This window comes from Pantoea sp. SOD02, from assembly GCF_024707505.1.
GTDB classification, from domain to species: Bacteria; Pseudomonadota; Gammaproteobacteria; order Enterobacterales; family Enterobacteriaceae; genus Pantoea; species Pantoea symbiotica.
In genome coordinates, this window is the sequence record NZ_CP102604.1 from 546136 (window position 1) to 569478 (window position 23343).

Here is a 23343-nt window from a genome sequence, read left to right on the forward strand (position 1 = left end):
AACCTTATTATTATTAAGCGAAGTAACGAGCAATGGAAAATAGTGAAGTTCAGGCCGTGCTGATGCAGGCGCTGGCATTAGAAGAAGTACACGTACTCAGCAACGATGGCAGCCATTTTCAGGTCATCGCGGTGGGCGAAATGTTCGGCGAATTGAGCCGCGTGAAGAAGCAGCAGGCTGTGTACGCGCCGCTGATGGATTATATTGCGGATAACCGTATTCATGCGGTTTCCATCAAAACTTATACCCCAGCCGAGTGGGCGCGCGACCGTAAACTCAACGGTTTCTAAGTGCCTCACCGGTTGTTTTATTGATAGATAATTGAGAGCCGTGTTAATGGACAAATTTCGTGTGCAAGGCCCCACTCGTTTAAGTGGTGAAGTGACCATTTCCGGGGCGAAGAATGCTGCGTTGCCGATTCTGTTTGCTGCGCTGCTGGCTGAAGAGCCGGTAGAGATTCAGAACGTGCCGAAGCTGCGTGATATCGATACCACCATGAAGCTGCTGAATCTGCTGGGTGCGCGCGTTGAGCGCAATGGTTCGGTCCACGTTGATGCTCGCGAAGTTAATGTTTTCAGTGCGCCATACGATTTAGTGAAAACCATGCGTGCTTCGATCTGGGCGCTGGGTCCGCTGGTGGCGCGTTTTGGTCAGGGCCAGGTTTCACTGCCGGGCGGTTGCGCTATCGGTGCGCGTCCGGTCGATCTGCACATTACTGGCCTGGAACAGCTGGGTGCGGAAATTAAGCTGGAAGAAGGCTACGTTAAAGCTTCTGTCAATGGCCGCCTGAAAGGCGCGCACATCGTGATGGATAAAGTGTCTGTTGGCGCTACCGTCACCATCATGAGCGCTGCTACGCTGGCTACCGGCATCACCATTATTGAGAACGCCGCGCGTGAGCCGGAGATTGTCGATACGGCAAACTTCCTCAATACGCTGGGCGCGAAAATCACGGGCGCGGGCACAGACAAAATCACCATCGAAGGTGTTGAGCGTCTGGGCGGCGGCGTTTATCGCGTTCTGCCAGATCGTATCGAAACCGGTACTTTCCTGGTCGCAGCAGCAATCTCACGCGGCAAAGTTGTTTGCCACAATACCAAGCCTGATACGCTGGATGCGGTGTTGTCTAAACTGCGTGAAGCTGGTGCAGAGATCGAAGTGGGCGAAGATTGGATCAGCCTGGATATGCACGGCAAGCGTCCAAAAGCGGTGAACATCCGCACGGCGCCGCATCCGGGCTTCCCAACTGATATGCAGGCGCAGTTCACGCTGCTCAACCTGGTGGCAGAAGGCACCGGTGTGATTACCGAAACCATCTTCGAAAACCGCTTCATGCATATCCCTGAACTGATTCGTATGGGCGCGCATGCGGAAATCGAAAGCAACACTGCGATTTGTCATGGCGTTGAAACCTTGTCGGGTGCGCAGGTGATGGCTACCGATCTGCGTGCATCAGCGAGCCTGGTGCTGGCGGGTTGTATTGCTGAAGGCACCACGTTAGTCGATCGTATCTATCACATCGACCGTGGCTATGAGCATATCGAAGATAAATTGAAAGCGATGGGTGCAAATATCGAGCGCGTAAGCGGCGAATAATTCTGCTTTTGCGCATTAAAAAACCAGTCACGGTAACGCGGCTGGTTTTTTTTCATCTGCAGTATGGTCAGATCTTTTTACGATCCGTGGTCGATCGTATGCGCTTTTTGCGATCCATCAGTAGGCCGGTAAAAGGATCATAATATCGGCTCGGCCAGATCTCTGCCGGATGCACCTTGATCGCATTGGCGATTAGCCATTCGCCTTTGGGCCAGGGGCGCGATAGCGCATTGGCCAATGTTGACGAGCTAAGCCCTGATTCACGTGACAGCGCTGCCAGTGATGTGCCTTTCTTACGTAATGCAGCAATGATATCTGCCGGGTGCCAATCCACTTTCCTTGGGTACATAACTTTCTTCTCCGTGTCCGTGTTATTACTTCATCTCCGCTGAAAAAGCTTTCCCGTTGCAGAGATATCTGGAAAAAACCCGCATTTTTATAGCAAATGTTTCCAGTTAATTTCCAGTAAATGTTTGAACGGCGCACGAAACTGCGTCACTTTTCGCAAAAGCAATGCAAGGGATGTAAGTGAAAGGGGAGAAGAGTGAGAAAGGAAACGGGACCAATGCAGGCCCCGTTAAAATCAGAAGTCGCGTTGTACTGACATGTGCGCCAGCGCTTCGAGTGCGCTGCGCCACGGGCTTTCGGGTAATACTTGCAGTGCTGAGATAGCTTTATCCGCCTCTTCTTCAGCACGTTTGCGCGTCCATTCCAGCGAGCCAGTTTGTTGCATTGCAGCCAGCACCGGTTCCAGCAGGTGACGACCGTTACCTTCTTCAATGGCTTTACGGATCATCTGCGCCTGTTCAGGCGTTCCGTTGTGCATCGCGTGCAGCAGCGGTAGCGTCGGTTTGCCTTCGCTCAGGTCATCACCGGTATTTTTACCCAGCGTTTCGCCATCCGCGCTGTAATCCAGCAAATCATCAATTAACTGGAAAGCGGTGCCAAGATAGCGACCATAATCCTGCAGCGCTTTTTCCTGCGTTGGCGACGCATCAGCTAAAATCGCCGATGCTTGCGAAGCAGCTTCGAACAGGCGGGCGGTTTTGCTGTAGATCACCCGCATGTAGCTCTCTTCAGTGATGTCGGGATCGTTGCAGTTCATTAACTGCAGCACTTCCCCTTCGGCGATCACGTTGACCGCTTCCGACATCAGCGCCAGGATCTTCAAGGATCCCATGCTGGTCATCATCTGGAATGAGCGCGTATAAATAAAATCGCCCACCAGCACGCTAGCCGCATTACCAAACGCGGCGTTCGCGGTGGCTTTGCCACGGCGCATATCGGATTCATCCACCACATCATCGTGCAGAAGCGTTGCCGTATGGATAAATTCGATCAGCGCCGCATTGGTGATGTGCAACGATCCCTGATAATTCAGCGCGCGTGCCGACAGCACAGCGATCATCGGACGGATGCGTTTGCCCCCGCCGCTGATAATGTAATAGCCCAACTGGTTAATCAGTGAGACTTCTGAATTCAGCTGCTCGAGGATGGTCTGGTTGACGGCCGCCATGTCCTGCGCGGTTAATTCATTAATCTGTTCTAAGTTCATTCGTCTTTTCAGCTTTACTCGTTTTTTGCATGGTAAGCGCTTTAAACAGCGTGAGTTCAGGTAATCTGTTACTGATTGTACTTGAAAAATCGGGTTGCGAAACGTTTGCATTCGCCTTGCGCTTTTTTTCTGCAAGAGAGTGCAAAGTGCTCTTGTCTTCTGCTGGAGTATTGCGTAGAATTCGCGCCCTATTGTGAATATTTATCGCGCCGCCTGATGAACAAGAAAGGCACGCGCAGAAGCGGAGTTTTATATGTACGCGGTTTTCCAAAGTGGTGGTAAACAACACCGAGTAAGCGAAGGTCAGACCGTTCGCCTGGAAAAGCTGGACATCGCAACCGGTGAAACCATTGAGTTTGACCAGGTTCTGATGATCGCAAATGGCGAAGACGTGAAAATCGGCGCGCCACTGGTTTCAGGCGGTGTGATCAAGGCAGAAGTTGTGGCTCACGGTCGTGGCGAGAAAATTAAAATCGTTAAGTTTCGTCGTCGTAAACACTACCGTAAGCAAGCTGGTCACCGTCAGTGGTTCACAGATGTGAAAATCACTGTGATCGGCGCGTAAGAGGAGATCTGACAAATGGCACATAAGAAGGCTGGTGGCTCGACCCGTAACGGTCGCGACTCCAACGCAAAACGTCTGGGTGTAAAACGTTTCGGTGGCGAATCTGTTCTGGCAGGTAGCATCATCGTTCGTCAGCGTGGCACCAAATTCCACGCAGGTAGCAACGTAGGTTGTGGTCGTGACCACACCCTGTTTGCCACCGCAGACGGCAAAGTAAAATTCGAGATTAAAGGCCCGAACAACCGTAAATATATCAGCATCGTTGCTGAGTAAGGTTGTCGTGCTGCAGACGTCTAACGTCTGAATACACGAATGAAAGGCCCCGCAGCTTTGCGGGGCTTTTTACATTCTGCTACTGAGCTTGCTGGATAACAGTTACGCTTTAGCACAGTTGTTGTACAATTTATGTACTCTTGGCTTTGCCAATCTTGTATTATCCGCCGTCGGTCAGCGCAGAAGACCCTGGCGGACCCGTTTGCGGCCTGCAAGCTGCCGTGAACGACAGCGTGACGGAGAAATAAAATGAAGTTTGTAGATGAAGCGACGATCCTTGCGGTCGCGGGTGATGGCGGCAACGGTTGCGTAAGCTTCCGCCGTGAAAAATATATTCCAAGAGGCGGCCCTGATGGCGGCGACGGCGGCGACGGCGGCGACGTATATCTGTTGGCGGATGAAAACCTCAACACCCTGATCGATTATCGCTTTGAAAAGTCTTTCCGTGCCGAACGTGGCCAGAATGGCCAAAGCCGTGATTGCACCGGTAAACGTGGTAAAGACATCATCGTTAAAGTGCCAGTCGGTACCCGCATAATTGACCAGGGCACAGGCGAAACGCTGGGCGACATGACGCGTCATGAGCAGAAGCTGATGGTGGCGAAAGGCGGCTGGCATGGCCTTGGTAACACGCGCTTTAAATCCTCGGTTAACCGTTCCCCGCGTCAAAAAACCATGGGAACACCGGGCGAGAAGCGTGACCTGCAACTGGAACTGATGCTGCTGGCTGACGTTGGTATGCTGGGTCTGCCGAATGCCGGTAAATCGACCTTTATTCGCTCGGTTTCCGCGGCGAAACCAAAAGTTGCGGATTATCCGTTTACTACGCTGGTGCCAAGCCTTGGCGTAGTCCGCATGGACAACGAAAAGAGTTTTGTTGTCGCTGATATCCCTGGCCTGATTGAAGGCGCAGCGGATGGCGCAGGTCTGGGTATTCGCTTCCTGAAGCACCTTGAGCGTTGTCGCGTTCTGTTGCACCTGATCGACCTTGCTCCTATCGATGAATCTGATCCGGTTGAAAATGCCCGCATCATTCTCGGCGAGTTGGAGAAATACAGCGATAAACTGTTCCAGAAGCCGCGTTGGTTAGTGTTCAACAAATGTGACCTGCTGAGCCGCGAAGAAGCGGAAAGCCGTGCCAAAGCGGTAGTGGAAGCATTAGGCTGGGAAGAAAAATATTACCTAATCTCTGCGGCTAGCCATGATGGCGTGAAAGATCTTTGCTGGGATGTGATGAGCTTTATCATCGAAAATCCAAAAGAAGCCGAAGAAGAAGCTAAAGAGCCAGAGAAAGTGGCCTTCATGTGGGATGATTATCATCGTGAAGCCATGGAAACTGCGCAGGAAGTGGAAGAAGACGACGATTGGGATGACGACTGGGACGAAGAAGACGACGAAGGCGTCGAAATCATTTACCAGCGTTAATCGCACAAAAAAGCGGCCAGAAGGCCGCTTTTTTTATTTCTTAACCCAGCACCGCCACCGTCAATCTCGAGGTGCAGCACAGCTGATCGCGGGCGTTACGAATCTCGATCTGCCAGCTTTGATTACGCGCACCAAGGTGTAGCGGGCGACAAATGCCGCGCACTTCACCGCTGCTCACCGCGCGATGGTGGCTAGCACTCACCTCAATGCCCACCACGCTTTTGCCTTCTTCGATGCTGAGATACCCGGCGATCGATCCCATCGACTCCGCCAGCACCACCGAAGCACCGCCGTGCAGCAGGCCAAACGGCTGCTGCGTGCGGGCATCCACCGGCATGGTGGCTTCGAGGTAATCTTCGCCGATAGTGGTAAACACAATACCAAGGTGTGCCACCAGCGAGTTCTCACCCATCTTATTCAGCGTTTCAAGATCGACCGATCGTTTCCAGATTGCCATCACTTAGGATCCTAGCGTTGCGCCACCGTCGACCACAATATCCTGCAGTACTACGTGGCTGGCAAGATCCGAAGCGAGGAACATCACGTTCGCGACGATCTCCTGCGGTTTCGCGATCTTACGCAACGGGATCCCCAGCTTGTACTGATCCGGGAAACCATTAATCATCTCCTGCTCGGCTTCTGGCGTATGCCACAGGCTGCGTTGCATATCGGTATCGGTGGAACCTGGCGAGACGATATTGCAGCGCACGCCGAACGGCGCCATCTCTAAACCCACGGTCAGACACAAGCTGCGCAGTGCGGCTTTGGAAGCGCCATAAGCGGACATGCCAAGACGCGGTGCATGCGCGGCATTGGAGGCGATAGTGACAATCGCGCCCGCCCGCTGCTGGCGAAACACCGGCAAGGTTTGCTGGAACATGTTGAACGCGCCGCCGGCATTCACCGCCAGACACGCTTGCCAATCTTCGAACGACAGTTCGTCGGTGCTACCAATACGCAGGATGCCGGCACCGTTCACCAGCACATCGAGACGTGGCTGGTCCGCCAGCAAACGCTGACAAACCGCTTTCACCTCGGCGGCGTTCGCTACATCCAGCACCTGCGTGGCGAACGGATAATCGGTTTGATCAAAACGCAGATCGAAGCCAATAACCTGCGCGCCCGCCTGATGGAAGCTCAGCGCGGTGTGATAACCAATCCCTTTGCCCGCGCCGGTCACCCAGACAATCTTGCCGCTAAAATCGAACGTCGCACTCATTTCGTCGGCACCCTTGATAACAGCGCCCACCAGCCATCGATGGTCGGATTTTTTGCCAGACTGACGAAGTCGATGTCGCTGTGCACCTGGCGCCAGCGCGCCGCCAGCGCCATCACGCGTACCGAATCCAGACCGTAATCGATTAGGTTCTCGTCATCTGCTGGCACATCGTCATCTTCCAGCAGCGGCAGAATCAGCGCACGCAGATCATCTTTGCTCAACGGCAGCGGCATCAGATCGGCGGTCATTACTACTTTACCGCTGCGACCCGCAGTGTAAGTCAGCGCCATCATGTGCTCTTCACGCGTGAAGTCGGCCAGCGCATCCGCCACCATAAATGGCTGGATATTACGCATAAAGGCGTCAGTCGCGGTGGTCAGGCAGCCGATATGTGCGTACACACCGGTGATGATCAGCTGATCGCGGCCCATCTCCTGCAGGATCGATTCCAGCGGTGATCGTACGAAAGCGCTGTAACGCCATTTGGTCAGAACCTGGTCGTCCTGATCCGGTGCCAGCGCATCAACGATCTTCTGTTGATCGGGATGTTTGTTCAGGCCCGGTCCCCACATGTCGTTAAGCAGCGCGCGATCGGCATCGCTCTGCTCGTTCGGCTGAGCGGTGTAGAACACCGGAATGCCCTGCGCTTTGCAGTAAGCACGCAGGCGAGCGATGTTTTCCACCACCTGATTTACCAGCGGGCTGTTCTCGCCCCAGAAATTAAGGAAATAAGCCTGCATATCGTGAATCAGCAGCGCGGCGCGCTGAGGTTCAACCGCCCACTTTACTTTGTTAGTTGGCAGTTCAGTCGCTGCAGGCAGCGCATAAGAGTTCAGTTTTGGAATAGCCATTACAATCTCCGGAACAGGTCAGGCTTGCGCTTGTTGATCGGCAAGCTGTTGGCGTAAACGTTTTTTATCCACCTTGCCGACAGGCGTCAGCGGCAGGGCATCTACGCAGGTAATACGGTCAGGTAATTTGAACTCGGCCACGCCCAGTTCGCGCAGGTGACGACGCAGCGCCACTGCTTTAATCGGTTGGCTGGCGACAATAAAGGCGCAGCTCTTTTCACCCATCAGTTCGTCGTTCATTGACACCAGCGCAGCGTGGATGACATCTGGATGGCGCTGTAGCAGATTTTCAATCTCTTCCGCGGCGATCTTCTCGCCACCGCGATTGATCTGATCCTTTTCGCGCCCTTGCACGGTGATGTAGCCCTGCGCGTCGATCTCAATCAGATCGCCTGAACAGTAAAATCCGTTGGTATCGAAGCTGGCAGCGTTATGTTCCGGGCTCTTGTAGTAGCCACGGAAGGTATAGGGTCCGCGCGTCATCAGGCGACCGATGGTGCCGGTTGGCAGCGCATTACCGTGCTCATCGGCGACCCACACTTCATCATCTTCAGAGATCGGGCGGCCTTGCGTGGTGAGAATAATTTTCTCATCGTCACCAAAGCGGGTGTAGTTCACCAAACCTTCGGCCATGCCGAACACCTGTTGCAGCTGACAGCCGATTTCGCGCTGAATACGTGCCGCCAGGGTTTCGCCCAGTTTGGCGCCGCCCACCTGAATACGCTGCAGCGAGGCCAGCTGTGTATTGCTGCCCCATTCCTGAATCGCCTGTAACCACAAGCTCACCGCCGGCGGCACCAAACCGGTATCGGTGACCTGATGCTTCTCGATCAGCGGGAAACAGAGCGTGGCGCTGGGATCGGCGGCCAGAATCACCTGACCACCGGCATAAAATACGCCGAGCGAGCCCGGTGAGCTCATAGCGAAGTTATGCGGTGCGGGCAGGGCGATGAGATAGCGCGTATCGGCGGTGACTTCACAGATCTCATCACTGGCGCGAATGCTGTAGTAATAGTCGTTGTGGGTGCGCGGAATCAGCTTCGGCGTGCCGGTGCTGCCGCCAGAGAGCTGGAAAAACGCCACTTCATCGGCGGCGGTTGGCGTGGCGACGAAATCACCCGCAGCTTCAGCCATCAAGGATTCCAGCGTGTTTTCCGGCTGATTGTCATTACGCAGAATCACCTGCTGCAGTGAAGGCTGCGCATCGCATAGCGTGCTGATAAAGCTATCGTCAGCAAACAGCGCGTGAGTGCGATCGGCAATCAGCAGCTTAGGTTCGATCTGCGCCGCATAGGCACTCAGCTCGGTACGCTGATGGCTGAACAGCGCGAATACCGACGCCACGCCGAGCTTAAACAGCGCAAATACCGTGACATAAAAATCAGCCACGTTGCCAAGCTGCACCAGCGCCGTATCGCCGTTTTGCAGGCCACGACGCTGCAGCGCGGCGGCCAGGTTGCTGCTCAGCACATCCATTTCGCGATAGCTGATTTGACGATCGCCATCAATCACCGCGATGGCATCATTGTGCTGATGACGCGCCAGAATGTCGGTCATCGGCACATCCAGCCAGTAACCTTTTTCGCGGTAGCGCGCAGCCAGATCGTCCGGCCAGCGAGTATAGGGAATGCTCATGCTCTTTCCTTTATTGCAGTCCAAAGGCGCGCAACATGGTGTCCAGCTTCACGCCGGTTTCACGCCACTCTGATTCGGGTTGGGAGTCGGCGACAATGCCCGCGCCAGCAAACAGGCGCACGCGCGTACCCTGCACGGTGCCGCAGCGGATGGTGACGACCCATTCGCCGTTGCCTTGGCTATCGCACCAGCCGACGATGCCGCCAAACAGTTGGCGATCAAAAGGCTCCAGCTGCTGAATGAGCTGCTGCGCGCGCTGATGCGGGAAGCCGCTCAACGCTGGCGTTGGATGCAGCAGGCAAGCCAGCGACAGCGCATTTTCGCGCTCATCCTGCACTTCACCGTCAATTTGCGTGGCGAGATGCCACAGCGTGGCGGTGGTGATCAGTGATGGAATGGTTGGCACCAACAGCAAACGGCTGCGCGGCTGCAGGGTGTCGCGCATCGCATCGGTCACCAGTTTGTGTTCATGACGATCTTTGCCGGAGTCCATCAGCGTATCGCCCGCAGCACGATCCTGTTGAGCATCGTCATGATTACGCCGCGCCGAGCCCGCCAGCGGACAAGAGCTAAAATCGCGCCCCTGTTTGCGCAGCATCAGCTCCGGACTGGCGCCAATCAGCGCACCGCCTTGCGGCAGCGGCAGATGGAAATGGTAGCTATTGGGGTTCTGCGCAATCACGCGCTGCATCAGTGCGGCGGTATCAACCGGCTGTTCGGTGACGATATCCATCAGACGCGACAGCACCACTTTATCCAGATCGCCGCGCTGCGTGGCCGCCACCGCATCGGCCACCATGGTGGTAAATACGTCGTGGTCCGGTATCGCTGCGCGGCGACGCACCTGCGGCAGATCGCTGACGTTTTGCGGCAGCGCGCTTTGCAGGTCGGCGCGGTTAAACGTCTGATAGGTTTCAGGAATAAACAGCGCAGCCGGCTGGCTGACGTCAAACGGGATCGCGCCGACCAGAATCGGATTGTCGATGCCCTGTTTTTTCGCCGTCGCAAAATGCTGACGCAGCTGTTGTTGGAAATCACCGTCCAGCGACGCGGCGTCATGCACCGGCGCGGTAATGGTGGTATAGCATCCTTGCGTTGCCAAACTACGCCACGGCGAGGTAAAGAGGAAACCACGGCTTAGCGCGGAATAATCCTTCAGCCAGGCATTTTCAAACGTGGAAGATTCCACCATAATTTTCACCTATAAATGATAAGATTATTAAGAATGATTATCATTTTTATTATGGGCCTGTAACCTACGTCGATTGGGCAAAGGTGTCAATCCATTCGCGGGATTTCAGCTGCGTTTAAACGTAATCAGGCGCTGACGCTAAGCAGGGCAATATGCTAAAAAGTGGACCAAAACTTATGAATAAATGCGGTTTTTGGGGCATTGCAGCCCTTATATGTGTTTTCCAGATTTTCACCAGCATCGCCCACGCTGAACAAGGTTGGCCGCGCACCGTGCAGGGCGCCAACGGATCGATCACCCTCAACCATGCGCCGCAGCGCATTGTCTCGACCAGCGTTACGCTGACCGGCTCGCTGCTGGCCATTGATGCGCCGGTCATCGCTTCCGGCGCGACCGCGCCGAACAGTCGCCTGGCTGACGATCAGGGTTTCTTCCGTCAGTGGAGCGATGTTGCCAAAAAGCAGCATCTTCAACGTCTGTATATCGGTGAACCCAATGCCGAAGCGGTTGCCGCGCAAGCGCCGGATCTGATCATCGTCAGCGCTACCGGCAACGATTCTGCCATTAAACTCGCCGAACAGTTCTCGGCTATTGCACCGACGCTGGTGGTCAATTACGACGACAAAAGCTGGCAAGATGTTGTCACGCTGTTAGGCAAGGCGAGCGGCCACGAAGCGCAGGCGGCGCAGCGCATTAAAGCTTTCGACGATCGTGAAGCGGCGTTGAAAAAAGCCATCACGCTGCCACCGCAGCCGGTCTCCGCTATGGTGTGGAACGGCGGCGGGCGCGCGGTCAATCTGTGGACCGCAGCCTCGGCGCAGGGCAAGCTGCTGGAACAACTTGGCTTCACCCTGGCAACGCCACCGGCGACGGTTGAGCAGGGCCACAGCATGGGGCAGCGCAAAGATATCATTCAGCTGTCGGGCGAAAGCGTTGCCAGCGGCCTGACCGGGAAAACTTTCCTGCTGTTTGCCGCTGACGATAAAACCACCCAATCGGTGTTGAGCAATCCATTCCTCGCGCAAAACGCCGCCGTACAGAACAAGCAGGTGTACGAGCTGGGCGTCGATTCGTTCCGTCTCGATTACTACAGCGCCAGCAATCTGCTGGCGCGTCTGGAAAAGCTGTTCGTTAAATCATGATGCCTTTTCCGCCAGCTCTGGCGCTGGTGGATGGTAACGACGTAAACGGCCCATCACCAACCACATCAATATGCCCAGCAGCGCCGCCGCAAAGCCAAATACGGCGGCGGCCTGCGGTGGCAGCAACCATGAACCCATCGCACCAATCACCGCCGCACCAATCGCATCGCCGGTCACGTTCTGCGCGGTCCACAAGCCGTTGATACGGCCTAACAGATGATCCGGCGTTAATGCCTGAATCATCGCGTACTGCACCAGGCTGTTGATGGCGCTGAAGTAACCGAAGGCGACTAAACAGGCGAGCGCCAGCAGCAGGTTCGGCATCAGGCTAAACAAACCCAGCGCGATAAACGCGGCAATCGCGCTGCCGAGCACCAGCTGTCCGGGACGCGCGGCGTGTTTCAGTTTACCGCTGGTGAATGCGCCGATCGCCGCACCAAGCGGCACAGCGGCGTACATCAGGCCAAGCTGGTCCGCGCTTACTGACCAATGCGGCGCGAGGGATGGATAGAGCACGCGCACCGCGCTGGCCAGCGTCACTAATGCGCCAATCAGCGCCACCATACCGACAATCGGGCTGGCGAAAAGAAACTGCACGCCAGCGGCGAGGGATTTCAGCGGATGTTCACGCGGCTGCGGCGGAGGCGGCAAGGTCGGCAATTTCAGCAGCGTTAACACGGTAAGCAAAGTGCCGAAGGCGGCGAGGGCGTAGTTCCAGGTTACGCCGCCATGCGCAATCACCAGACCGGCAATCGCTGGCGATAAAATCGAGCCGAAGCGCACCGTCAACATGGTGATGGCGCCCGCCTGCATAATGTTTTCCCTGCCGACCAGCGCGGGCGTCGCGGCCAGCAGCGCGGTCACGCCAATCGCGCCGAAAAAGCCATCCCAGAAACCGAGCAGATAAACCGCGATCAAAGAGGGTTCTGGCAGCGCGGCGTTGATGGCCAGCGCGATAAAACCTAAGCCGCAGGTCGATCGGGCAAACAGAATTAGCTTTTTGCGTTCATGGCGATCCGCCAATACGCCGCCGGTGAGCAGGCCGATAAACATGCCTGCAGCGGCCAGCGTCACCGCCAATCCCACCAGCAGCGGTGAATTTGTCAGGTGCTGAATCTGCACCGGCACTGCCACGGCGAGCATGCCGAGCGCGACAATCGAGATAAAACGCGCGATAAACACCGCGCGAAAAGCCGGATGGGTTTTCAGCAGCGAGAGATCGATAAAGTGGGAAGATTTGTTCATGTGTTCGCCTTATTGCACCAATTTTCCTCATCGTCCGCGAGGCGAGTCATGGTAACATAGCTAAACGCGAGTAATAACGATAACCATTATCAAGTTACATCGCGCATGCGACGACGTTGAACAGTGAAGGTTTAGAACGCTATGCGCCAGATTCGTGCATTAGCAGGCTCAGGGATTCTGCTCTTGCTCCTCATCGCGCTCAGCTTAATGCTGGGGGCAAAATCGATACCGCTTCCCGATGTTTATCATTCGCTTACCACCTCCTGTAACAGCGCGGAGTGCGTCATTGTGCGTGACGCGCGCCTGCCACGTACGCTGGCCGGTTTACTGGCGGGCGTGGCGCTGGGCATTGCTGGTGCGTTGATGCAGAGCCTGACGCGCAATCCGCTGGCCGATCCCGGCATTCTTGGCGTTAACGCCGGAGCCGGTTTCGCGGTGGTGATTGGCATTGCGCTGTTCGGTGCTGACTCGCCGGTGGATTGGCTCGGCTTCGCCTTTGGCGGCGCGCTGTTGGCTTCCGTGCTGGTGGCGATGACCGGCGCGATTGGCGGCGGGCGCGTCAATCCGGTGCGTCTGACGCTGGCCGGCGTGGCGCTGGGCGCGGTGCTGGATGGATTAACCTCTGGTCTGTCGCTGCTTAATCCTGACATCTACGATCATCTGCGCTTCTGGCACAGCGGTTCGCTGGATATTCGCAACTTCTCTACGCTGCGCACGCTGTTCCCGGCGGTGCTGATCGGCAGCGTGGTGGCCATTGCGCTGTCGCAGGCGCTGAACAGTTTGAGTATGGGCGGCGACATGGCGACCGCGCTCGGTACGCGAGTGGCGCGCACCCAACTGCTTGGCCTGTTGGCGATTGCGCTACTGTGCGGCGCAGCCACGGCGGCGGTGGGCCCGATTGCCTTTGTTGGTTTGATGACGCCGCACTTTGCCCGCTGGCTGGTGGGCAACGATCACCGCTGGATGCTGCCCGCGACCGCGCTGGTCACGCCGATTCTGCTGCTTGCCGCCGATATTCTTGGCCGCCTGCTGGTGGCGGGCGAGCTGCGGGTTTCCATCGTTACGGCGATGCTCGGTGCGCCGATGCTAATTGTGCTGGTGCGCCGTAAATTGGGTCGGGGTGCATTATGACGCGTCGTGTCTGGCTTCATACGCTTTGGCTGCTGTGCGCCTGCGCTCTGCTTGCCTGGCTGGCGATGACGCGCGGCGCATTGCAGATTAGCGGTGAACAGATCTGGCAAATTCTGCTCGGGCAGGGCGCCAGCAACGTCAAACTGATCGTGCTGGAGTGGCGCTTGCCGCGTGTGCTGATGGCGCTGTTGATTGGTGCGGCGTTAGGCATCAGCGGCGCGATTTTCCAGTCGCTGCTGCGCAATCCGCTCGGCAGTCCAGACATTCTTGGCTTCAACACCGGCGCTTACAGCGGCGTGCTGGTGGCGCTGGTGCTGTTCAATCAAAGCGTCACAGCGATGACTGGCGCAGCGTTGATTGGCGGTATTGCCACGGCGGCGCTGGTTTATCTATTTGCCTGGCGCAACGGCGTGGAAACCTTCCGCCTGATTATCGTCGGCATCAGCGTGCGAGCGCTGCTGATGGCGTTGAACTCATGGCTGATTATCAGCGCTTCGCTGGAGTCGGCGCTGAGTGCGGGCTTGTGGAGCGCCGGATCGCTCAACGGCATTACCTGGGCGAAAACGCCGCCGGTGATTGTGGTGCTGCTGCTGGCGTTACTGCTGATGGCGCTGCTGGCGCGGCGGATGCGGTTGCTGGAGATGGGCGACGATACCGCCTGCGCGCTTGGCGTGCCGGTGGAGCGCAGCCGCATGTGGCTAATGCTGATTGGCGTGGTGCTCACGGCGGCGTCTACCGCGCTGGTTGGGCCGATTTCGTTTGTCGCGCTGCTGGCGCCGCAGATTGCCCGTCGCCTCGGCGGCGGTGTCAAAGGTGCCTTGCCGCTGGCGGCGTTGTGCGGCGCGCTGCTGCTGATTGCCGCAGACTTCGCCGCACAGCACTTATTCCTGCCTTATCAATTACCGGTTGGCGTGATTACCGTCATTCTCGGTGGACTTTATCTGATTGCTTTACTGGTGCGGGAGGCGCGACGCCAATGACCGAGATCCCTTCACGTCTGCGCGGCGATGGCCTGACGCTGGGCTACGATAAAAAGGTGGTGGCAGAGAATCTGTCGGTGGCGATTCCGCAAGGTGAGCTGACGGTGATTATCGGCCCCAACGCCTGCGGCAAATCGACGCTGCTGCGTACACTGAGTCGCCTGCATACGCCGCTGAAAGGTGAGGTGTTGCTGGATGGCGCGGCCATTGCCAGTTATCCCACTAAAGAGGTGGCGCGGCGTCTGGGCCTGCTGCCGCAAAGTTCCAACGCGCCAGCGGGCATTAGCGTCACCGAGCTGGTGGCGCGCGGACGCTATCCGCATCAGGCGCTGTTTGGGCGCTGGCGTGCGGAAGATGAAGCGGCGGTGCAGAACGCGATGCGCGCCACCGGCGTGGCTGATTTGGCGCAGCAGTCGGTGGATACGCTATCGGGCGGTCAGCGTCAGCGCGTGTGGATTGCCATGGTTTTGGCGCAGGAAACGCCGCTATTGCTGCTGGATGAACCGACGACCTGGCTGGATATCACCCATCAAATTGAGCTGCTGGAATTGATGCAGGATCTTAATCAGCAGCATGGTCGTACGCTGGTAGTGGTGCTGCACGATCTCAATCACGCTTGTCGCTATGCCACGCATTTGATAGCGATGCGTTACGGCAAGATCGTTGCCGAAGGGAAGCCGTCGGAGATCGTGACGCCCGCGTTGATCGAGCAGGTGTATGGTTTGCGCTGCGTTATTGTGGAAGACCCGGTGGCGCATACGCCGATGATTGTGCCGCTGGGACGTGGGGGATAATTGAGGAGGTCGCCATAAATGGCGACCCTACAAAATCGTACCGGCCCTGCGTAGGGTCGCCATTAATGGCGACCTTCTTTCAAATTAACCCAGCAACCGCTGCAACAACGGCCCAATCTGCTCAAACATCTGCGGTGAAATGATCTCCACGTGGGCGCAATCCATCGGCCACACCTCCAGTTCACCGACATACGGCGCCCAGGCGCGGCGCGCATCTTGTCCTGGCTGCTGCGTCTGTTCGGCGAGGAACAGCGTGGCGCGACCGTTGAAACGGGCGCTGCGTGCCGTTGCCAGCAGGCGCACAGAACTGGCGTAATTGGCTTCAATGGTATCGAACATCGCACGCATCTCTTCACCGGCCTGATGGCGCTGCGCGGCGATAAACTGCTCGCGCTCGCGATTCACCTCTTCCAGTACCGCCGGATCCAGTACGTTCTCGCCGCGTTTCTCATCCCAGTTTTGCGTTTCCGGCGGCCAGGTATCCAGCAGGCCGAGGAACGCCACTTCTTCACCTGCCGCTTCCAGCCGTGCCGCGATGCCTTGCGCCAAAGTTCCGCCCAGCGAATAGCCGAGGAAATAGTAAGGTCCATGCGGCTGCACGTCGCGCAGGGTTTGCAGATGGGCGTCACACACCTCATCCAGATGTGCACTTTGGTTCAGCGGGCTGTCGATATCCGGCGACTGAATGCCGACCAGCGACCAGCGCTGATTGAGATAACGTTGCAGAATGCTGAACTGCCAGGCAAAACCCGACGCGGGATGGAAGCAGAACAGCATCGGTCCGTTGCTCTGACGCAGCGGCAGCACCGCTTCAAAACCGGCTTGCTGATGTGATTGCGTATCACTGAGCAGCGTTGCCAGTTTCTCAACCGTCGAGGCCACCATGATTTGCCCCACCGAAACCGGCTGTTGTAGCTCACGGCGCAGCTGCGCCGCTAAGCGCATCGCCAGCAGCGAATGGCCGCCGAGGGCGAAAAAGTCATCCTGTGCGCTGATTTCCTCGCGCGCCAGCAGCTGACAGAAAGCATTGGCTAAGGTGGTTTCCAGCCCGGAGTGCGGGGCGCGCCCTGCGCTGACGCCAGCCGATTCCGGCAACGGCAGCGCTTTACGATCCAGTTTGCCGTTGCTGCTGAGCGGGAAGGCATCGAGCTGCACAATCGCCACCGGCACCATATGCGCGGGCAGGCGTTGTGCCAGCGCCTGACGCAGAGCTTCGCTATCAACCCGCTGCTCTGCAATCACGTAACCGACCAGCTGACGCGCATCACCTTGCGCCGCCGAACCGCCGAGTACCACCGCGTGCGTGACCGCCTGTTCAATGCCGGGCTGCGCGCTGAGCACATGATCGATTTCATTCAGTTCGATGCGCTGACCGCGAATCTTCAGCTGATCGTCGCTGCGGCCGAGATATTCCACCGCGCCGTTATCCAGCCAGCGCGCTACGTCGCCGGTAAGATACATGCGTTCGCCGGGCACAAAAGGATCGGCGATAAAGCGGCTGGCGGTGAGATCGGGACGGCCAAGGTAGCCATGCGCCAGTTGCACGCCGGTTAAGTAGAGATCGCCCGCCACGCCCGGCGGCACCGGCTGCATGCGGGCATCAAGGATGCGTAGGCCGGTATTCCACACCGGAAAACCAATCGGCACGCTGGCGCCTTCGACTGCGGCCAATGCATCACCAAACGCCGGATACCAGCTGACATCCACCGCCGCTTCGGTTGGGCCATACAAATTGTGCAGCGGCACCTGCGTCAGTTTTTCCCATTCGCGCGATAAATCCGTTGGCAGCGCTTCACCGCTGCAGAACACGTTGCGCAAGCTGGCGCAGCAGGCAATCGCCGGTTGATCATCCAGCGCCGCGACAAAGGCCGCTAGCATCGAGGGGACGAAATGTGTGGTGGTGACTTGGTAGCTGGCAAACAACTGCTGCAGCGCTTCCGGATCGCGATGGGCTTCTGGCGGCGCCATCACCAACTGTGCACCGACCAGCAGCGGCCAGAAGAATTCCCACACTGAGACGTCGAAGCTGCTCGGGGTTTTCTGCAGCACCACATCATCGGCTTGCAGCGGATAGCGATCCTGCATCCATAGCAGGCGATTGACGATGGCTTCATGCCCCACCAGCACGCCTTTAGGGCGACCAGTCGAACCTGAGGTGTAAATGATGTAGGCGCCATCCTGCGGCGTCGGCGCGCTGGCCAGCTGCAGCGCATGCGGGTTGTTATACAGCACATCAAAATGCAGCTGATTGACCGACGCGATGGCGCTGAAGCGCGCGCTGAGCGCCGCGCAGGTGATCAGCGTTTTCGGCGCGGCGTCCTCTAACATCAGCTGTAAACGGTCATCCGGATAACCGGTATCAAGCGGCAAATACGCGGCTCCGAGCGAAACAATCGCCTGTAGCGCCAGCGAGAGTTGCACCGAACGCTGCAGCGCCACGGCGACAATATCGCCACGCTGCACGCCGGCGGCGCTGAGATCGGCGGCCAGCGCAAACACCTGCTGCTGCATTTCGCGGTAGCTAAGCTGATGTTGCGCATCGGCCAGCGCTGGTGCATCGGGCGTACGCGCCGCCTGTTGCGCTAACAGGGAAGCGAGCGTTTCAGCTGGCAGCGGATAGGCGGTTTGGTTGATCGCGGCAATCTGCGCATGTTCTTCGGCGGTGAGCAGGTCGAGTTCGCCGCATGGCCGTAGCGGCTGTTGCGCCAGCTGATCGAGCAGCAGAGCAAAGCGGCTGGCGTGACGTTGCAAAGTTTGTTCGCTGTAACGTTCGGCATTCGCCAGCAGCTCCAGCGTCAGTTCACCGTGCTCGCTGATATAGATGGCGATTTCCAGATCGCGCACCGGGCCGGACGCCAGTTGATGCGTGATGCCTTCCACGCCAGCGAAATCAAGCTGGTAATCAAACATCTTCAGATTGATCACCGGACCGTACAGCGGATCGCCATCGCCGAGCCGGCCGAGATCGCGCTGCACCTGCTCAGCGTCATAGCGCTGATGACGACGCATCTTTTTCACTTCGCCCGCCAACTGGGCGGCCAGCGCGCTGATCGGTTGCGTTGGATCGTAATGTACCGCCATAGGCAATACGTTGATCACTGGACCGGTGGCGCACAAGGCGGCCGAGCCGATACGGCGCATAAAGATGAAACCGGCGGCAAAGTCGTTTTGCCCGCTGAGACGCGCCAGCCACAGCGCTACCAGCGCAAAGGCGAGATCGGCGGCGCTGGCGTGCGGATGCTGCTGCACCAGCGTCTGGAAGGTGCTGCGATCCAGCGTAACGCTGTGGCGCAGCAGATCGGTGCTGGCGTGTTGTCCGGCGAGCGGCAGCGGCGAGAGCGAAGCTGGTGAAGGCAGCGCCGCGCCTTTTTCGCGCCAGAACTGGCTGTCACGCGCAAAGGAGGAGGATTCGCGATAGCGCTGATACTCGTCCACCACTTCGCTAAACGGAATAAACGGCGTCGGTTCAGCGGCTTGCTGCTGTACGGCTGCGGTATAGAGATTGGCGATGCGGCGCGTCAACGCGGTAAAGCTGAAGCCATCCACTACCAAATGGTGATAGCGCTGATACCAGAACCAATGCTGATCGTCGAGACGGAACAGGCGGTGATGCCACAGTTTTGCACCGCTCAATACGCGCAGATCGCCATTCATGTCGTCACGCATCAGTGCACGCGCTGTGGCGGGCGCATCGGCCTCAGCACGCAAATCGACAATCTGCGGCAGGCTAAAGGAGTGTGGCTGCGGCCACTGCAACGCTTCGCCTTCCACTTCGCCAAATGCCATGTTCAGCGTGTCGGCTTCCTGCATGCCCGCGACGATCGACTGGGCCAACAGGGCGCTATCAATCTCACCGCGCAGTTCGACAAAGTGCGCCACTGCGTAAGCGTTGTGGTGCGGTGACAGCTGATCGGCAATCCAGATGCCGGGCTGTGCCGCGACTAACGGCAAGGTTTTTTGGTCGGTCATAGGCATGTTCATCAGAGATTCGGACATGGATGCTCCGGTTTGCTCCACAGCGCTTGCAGGCCATTGAGCAGGCCGCCGCGCCAACAGAGCGCGTCATGGCCGCCTTCCACCGGCTGGTAATTTACCTGATAGCCGGCAGCGCTAAGCTGCTGTTGAAGTTGTTGATTAGCTTGCAGAATCAAGCCTTCGCGTTTGCCGGCTTCGAGCCAGAAACGCAGCGGTTGGCGCGGCGCGAGACCGCTATCCAGCGCCTGCAGCAACCAGCCGTGTGGATTGCCGCGTTCCGGCCACCAGAAGGATCCGGACAAGCTGAGCGCGTTGCCGAAAGTTTCCGGCCAGTGCAGCGCGGCAAACACCGACGCCAGGCCACCAAAGCTTTGTCCGGCGACGATGGTGCTGTCCGCCTGCTGGCGATAAGGCGTTGATTGTGCGATTTGCGGTAACAGTTCTTGCTGCATGGCTTGCCAAAACTGCGCGTTGCACGGCAGCTCGCGGCTACGGTGTTCGCTGTCGATGATGTCGATAAACAGATACACCGCTGGCGGCAAAGAACCGGCATCGGTGAGCTGCTGCAACGGTCCGGCAATCGGCATGTTGTGCGCCCAGAATTGTCCGTCGAGCATGATGGCCAGCGGACGCTGTGCAGGATTGGACTCGCCGGTGGTGTAAATCCATACCTTGCGGCTGTTGCCTAATAGCGCGCTATCCCATTGCTGCTGTTGCAGTTCAATGGCTGGCGCTGTGCCGTTATCCACCGCTTGCCACAGCTGTTGATTGGGCGCGTGCGGCAGATGCAGCGGCGATACGCCCATGCCGCGACCACCGGACCAGCCACGCAAGTGATTCAAAGGATCGGCCTGCGCCGTCGGGAATTTGTCGCGCCACCAGTTGCGCAGCGTGGACATCTCGGCAACGCCGGTGAAGTCGGTGGCCTGTTCATCGGGCATCAAACAGTAACTGCCGCGCCAGTTAGCAGGCAGCGAAGTCTGCCAATACCAGACATTGGTGCCCGCCACGCGCATTAACGACTGCGGCGGGCGGCGCTGGTGGTGATCGGTCACGCCGGTGATGTTGATCCACACGCGCTGTGTCGACGATTGCGTTTCATCGCCTTGCGGGTCACGCCAGAAGAAGGTGACCTGACATTGGCCATCGTCTGCTAACTCAATGCGGGGAATGCCTTGGGATTGTTGCGCCTGCCACCAGGCTTCACTGCCGGTTACATCATTTCGCCAGGTCATAGGGCTGCCAGTCGGTGTTTACGCGGAGATTTACATAAGCTTGATGAATAATACTATTGATAATAATTTGCATTTGCAATAGGGTGACTGCGCTCAAAAATGAGCACGCCTGTTCCGCCTGATGCTTACCGTTCGGTAAGGTTGCGCTACGGATGGTTTGAAGGGTCTGGAACTGGGCGCGATATGGACAGGGATCTTCTCACCGGCTCGCCAGTTAAGCATCCAACGGCTTTTCACTGGCCATCCAGGAACGTATAAAATGAAAAATTACTCAAGGTTATCATTAGCCATTCTGATTGAACTGGGGCTCAGCGCCTCACTGCTTTCCAGCAACGCCTGGGCAGCGGAGACTTCTTCCAGCAAAACCTCAGCCAGCACCACTGACGCACAATCAATGGACGGCGGCACCTTGATGGTCACCGCGCAGCAACAGAACCTGCAAGCGCCGGGCGTCTCAACCATTACCGCCGACGAAATTAAAAAGCATCCGCCAGCACGCGATGTGTCCGAAATTATCCGTACCATGCCAGGCGTTAACCTGACCGGCAACTCCACCAGCGGCCAGCGCGGTAACAATCGCCAGATCGATATTCGCGGCATGGGCCCGGAAAACACCCTGATCATGGTGGATGGCATGCCGATCACCAGCCGCAACTCGGTGCGTCTTGGCTGGCGTGGCGAGCGTGATACGCGTGGCGATACCAACTGGGTGCCGCCGGAGATGATCGACCACATCGACGTGATTCGCGGGCCGGCAGCGGTGCGTTACGGCAACGGCGCGGCGGGCGGCGTGGTGAATATCATCACCAAGAAACAGACCGATCAGCAGTGGCACGGTTCCTGGAACACCTATTTCAACGTGCCGGAACATAAAGCGGAAGGCGCGACCAAGCGCACCAACTTCAGTCTCGAAGGGCCGCTGGGCGATGATTTCAACTTCCGTTTATACGGCGGTTTAGCCAAAACTCAGGCCGATGCCTATGACATCAACGAAGGGCATGCGGCTGCACGTACCGGAACCTATGCGGGCAGCTATCCGGCGGGTCGTGAAGGCTCGGTTAATAAAGATATCAATGCTTTGTTGAGCTGGGCGTTTGCGCCGATGCAGACGCTGGAGCTGCAGGGCGGTTTCAGCCGTCAGGGCAACCTGTATGCGGGTGACACGCAGAACACCAACACCAGCGCGCTGGTGAAAAGCATGTACGGTGACGAAACTAACCGCCTGTATCGCCAGAACATTTCATTGAAATGGACCGGCGCATGGGATAACGGTGTCAGCACCAACACCTACGCGCGCTACGAGAAAACCCGCAACTCGCGCATTAACGAAGGTTTGGCGGGCGGCACCGAAGGCATCTTCTCCAACAGCGGTTTCAACACCATTCAACTGGATGATGTGCTGCTGCATAGCGAAGTCAGCATTCCATTTGAGCTGCTGTTTAACCAAACCGCGACGCTGGGTACCGAATGGAACCAGCAGCGCATGAAGGATGGTTCTTCCAACACGCAGGCGGCGAACTACGGTTCGGTGCCGGGCATTGATAACACCGGCCGCAGCCCCTATTCACAGGCAGAGATTTTCTCGCTGTTTGCGGAAGACAACATGGAGCTGACCGACAGCACCATGCTGACGCCAAGCCTGCGTTTCGATCATCACTCAATTGTTGGCAATAACTGGAGCCCGTCGCTCAACCTGTCGCAAGGTTTGGGCGATGACTTCACGCTGAAGATGGGGATTGGACGCGCTTACAAAGCGCCGAGCCTGTATCAAACCAACCCGAACTACTTGTTGTACAGCAATGGTCAGGGTTGTGCGGCCAGCACCGGCGCCTGTTATCTGCAAGGCAACAGCGATCTAAAAGCAGAAAACAGCATCAACAAAGAGATCGGGCTGGAGTGGAAACACGAAGGTTATCAGGCCGGTTTGACCTGGTTCCGCAACGATTATCGTAACAAGATCGAAGCCGGTTACTCGCCAGTCAGCAAAGCGTCCAATGGCACCACCGATATTTATAAGTGGGAAAACGTACCGAAAGCGGTGGTGGAAGGGCTGGAAGGCACCGTCAACGTGCCGTTCTCCGACAGCGTGACGTGGAACAATAACTTCACTTATATGCTGCAGAGTAAGAACAAAGAGACCGGCGATCGTTTATCGGTGATTCCGGAGTACACGCTGAACTCGACGCTGAGCTGGCAGGCGACGCAGGATCTGTCGCTGCAAACCACGCTGACCTGGTACGGCACGCAGACGCCGAAGAAGTATGATTACAAAGGGAATCTTTCTACCGGGAGCGCAACCGATAAAGTGAGTCCTTACTCAATTATCGGCATGAGCGGTACCTACGATATCAACAAGTACGCCAGCGTTACGGTGGGCATCGATAACCTGTTCGATAAACGTCACTATCGCGAAGGTAATGCGCAAACCACCGGTAACGCCAACACCAACTCTTATCTGTATGGTGCCGGCGCCAATACCTACAACGAATCCGGTCGTACTTACTTTATGAGCCTGAATACCCACTTCTAA

The 23343-nt window shown here is 57.2% G+C and carries 20 protein-coding genes; 10 read left to right on the top strand and 10 right to left on the bottom strand.

The window, feature by feature from the left end; all coding sequences use genetic code 11:
* Nucleotides 1-32 precede the first annotated feature (32 nt).
* Nucleotides 33-290 (top strand): BolA family iron metabolism protein IbaG, encoded by a 258-nt coding sequence (ibaG, locus tag NR302_RS02430; protein ID WP_258144451.1) that lies wholly within the window; start codon nt 33-35, stop codon nt 288-290.
* A gap of 46 nt (nt 291-336) precedes the next feature.
* Nucleotides 337-1596 (top strand): UDP-N-acetylglucosamine 1-carboxyvinyltransferase, encoded by a 1260-nt coding sequence (gene murA, locus NR302_RS02435; RefSeq protein ID WP_008104349.1) that lies wholly within the window; start codon nt 337-339, stop codon nt 1594-1596.
* Between the two features lie 67 nt (nt 1597-1663).
* Here murA and NR302_RS02440 read toward each other — a convergent pair whose 3' ends face one another.
* Together NR302_RS02440 and ispB are read right to left on the bottom strand one after the other, a co-directional pair.
* Entirely contained in the window at nt 1664-1945 is a 282-nt protein-coding gene (locus tag NR302_RS02440) for a helix-turn-helix transcriptional regulator (RefSeq protein WP_258144452.1), read from the bottom strand.
* A 234-nt stretch (nt 1946-2179) separates the two neighbouring features.
* Complete coding sequence (gene ispB / locus NR302_RS02445; protein WP_061718262.1) at nt 2180-3151, bottom strand: octaprenyl diphosphate synthase; 972 nt, start codon at nt 3149-3151, stop codon at nt 2180-2182.
* A 253-nt stretch (nt 3152-3404) separates the two neighbouring features.
* Between ispB and rplU the strand changes: the two genes are divergently transcribed.
* The 3 genes from rplU (at nt 3405) to cgtA (ending at nt 5414) form a co-directional block, all read left to right on the top strand.
* On the top strand, nt 3405-3716 hold the full coding sequence (rplU, locus tag NR302_RS02450; protein ID WP_007886644.1) for a 50S ribosomal protein L21: 312 nt from the start codon (nt 3405-3407) through the stop codon (nt 3714-3716).
* Between the two features lie 15 nt (nt 3717-3731).
* Nucleotides 3732-3989, top strand: coding sequence for a 50S ribosomal protein L27 (rpmA, locus tag NR302_RS02455; protein ID WP_007886647.1), 258 nt, complete (start codon nt 3732-3734; stop codon nt 3987-3989).
* Nucleotides 3990-4238: 249 nt separating this feature from the next.
* On the top strand, nt 4239-5414 hold the full coding sequence (cgtA, locus tag NR302_RS02460) for an Obg family GTPase CgtA (RefSeq protein WP_258144453.1): 1176 nt from the start codon (nt 4239-4241) through the stop codon (nt 5412-5414).
* A 40-nt stretch (nt 5415-5454) separates the two neighbouring features.
* On the opposite strand, the gene NR302_RS02465 is transcribed toward cgtA, so the two are convergent.
* Genes NR302_RS02465 through NR302_RS02485 form a run of 5 tightly spaced genes read right to left on the bottom strand, consistent with a single transcriptional unit; the run spans nt 5455 to nt 10311 of the window.
* Nucleotides 5455-5871 (bottom strand): hotdog fold thioesterase, encoded by a 417-nt coding sequence (locus NR302_RS02465; RefSeq protein WP_179451889.1) that lies wholly within the window; start codon nt 5869-5871, stop codon nt 5455-5457.
* Nucleotides 5872-5874: 3 nt separating this feature from the next.
* Entirely contained in the window at nt 5875-6633 is a 759-nt protein-coding gene (gene dhbA / locus NR302_RS02470) for a 2,3-dihydro-2,3-dihydroxybenzoate dehydrogenase (RefSeq protein ID WP_154154497.1), read from the bottom strand.
* Nucleotides 6630-7484 carry an isochorismatase gene (locus NR302_RS02475; protein WP_091003749.1) on the bottom strand — a complete coding sequence of 285 codons (855 nt, stop codon included), beginning with the start codon at nt 7482-7484 and terminating at the stop codon, nt 6630-6632. The genes dhbA and NR302_RS02475 overlap by 4 nt, the downstream gene beginning before the upstream one ends.
* An 18-nt stretch (nt 7485-7502) precedes the next feature.
* Complete coding sequence (locus NR302_RS02480) at nt 7503-9119, bottom strand: (2,3-dihydroxybenzoyl)adenylate synthase (protein ID WP_258144455.1); 1617 nt, start codon at nt 9117-9119, stop codon at nt 7503-7505.
* Between the two features lie 10 nt (nt 9120-9129).
* Complete coding sequence (locus tag NR302_RS02485; RefSeq protein ID WP_258144456.1) at nt 9130-10311, bottom strand: isochorismate synthase; 1182 nt, start codon at nt 10309-10311, stop codon at nt 9130-9132.
* Nucleotides 10312-10487: 176 nt separating this feature from the next.
* On the opposite strand from NR302_RS02485, the gene fepB reads away from it, so the two are divergent.
* On the top strand, nt 10488-11453 hold the full coding sequence (fepB, locus tag NR302_RS02490) for a Fe2+-enterobactin ABC transporter substrate-binding protein (RefSeq protein ID WP_258144457.1): 966 nt from the start codon (nt 10488-10490) through the stop codon (nt 11451-11453).
* Here fepB and entS read toward each other — a convergent pair.
* Nucleotides 11448-12698 carry an enterobactin transporter EntS gene (gene entS / locus NR302_RS02495; protein WP_258144458.1) on the bottom strand — a complete coding sequence of 417 codons (1251 nt, stop codon included), beginning with the start codon at nt 12696-12698 and terminating at the stop codon, nt 11448-11450. The genes fepB and entS overlap by 6 nt on opposite strands.
* Before the next feature lie 141 nt (nt 12699-12839).
* On the opposite strand from entS, the gene fepD reads away from it, so the two are divergent.
* From fepD to NR302_RS02510, 3 genes are read left to right on the top strand one after another with little or no spacing between them, the layout of a single operon-like run.
* A complete protein-coding gene (fepD, locus tag NR302_RS02500; protein ID WP_258144460.1) occupies nt 12840-13829 on the top strand; it encodes a Fe(3+)-siderophore ABC transporter permease in 990 nt (329 codons plus the stop codon).
* Nucleotides 13826-14809, top strand: a complete 984-nt coding sequence (gene fepG / locus NR302_RS02505) for an iron-enterobactin ABC transporter permease (RefSeq protein ID WP_258144462.1) — start codon at nt 13826-13828, stop codon at nt 14807-14809. Before fepD ends, fepG begins: the two co-directional genes overlap by 4 nt.
* The gene (locus NR302_RS02510) at nt 14806-15603 is read left to right on the top strand and encodes an ATP-binding cassette domain-containing protein (RefSeq protein WP_258144463.1); all 798 of its coding nucleotides are present in this window, start codon (nt 14806-14808) and stop codon (nt 15601-15603) included. Before fepG ends, NR302_RS02510 begins: the two co-directional genes overlap by 4 nt.
* Nucleotides 15604-15687: 84 nt before the next feature.
* Here NR302_RS02510 and NR302_RS02515 read toward each other — a convergent pair whose 3' ends face one another.
* Nucleotides 15688-19599 (bottom strand): enterobactin synthase subunit F, encoded by a 3912-nt coding sequence (locus tag NR302_RS02515; protein ID WP_258144464.1) that lies wholly within the window; start codon nt 19597-19599, stop codon nt 15688-15690.
* Nucleotides 19584-20813, bottom strand: a complete 1230-nt coding sequence (gene fes, locus NR302_RS02520; RefSeq protein WP_258144466.1) for an enterochelin esterase — start codon at nt 20811-20813, stop codon at nt 19584-19586. Before fes ends, NR302_RS02515 begins: the two co-directional genes overlap by 16 nt.
* 259 nt (nt 20814-21072) lie before the next feature.
* On the opposite strand from fes, the gene NR302_RS02525 reads away from it, so the two are divergent.
* Nucleotides 21073-23343 carry a TonB-dependent siderophore receptor gene (locus tag NR302_RS02525; RefSeq protein WP_258144467.1) on the top strand — a complete coding sequence of 757 codons (2271 nt, stop codon included), beginning with the start codon at nt 21073-21075 and terminating at the stop codon, nt 23341-23343.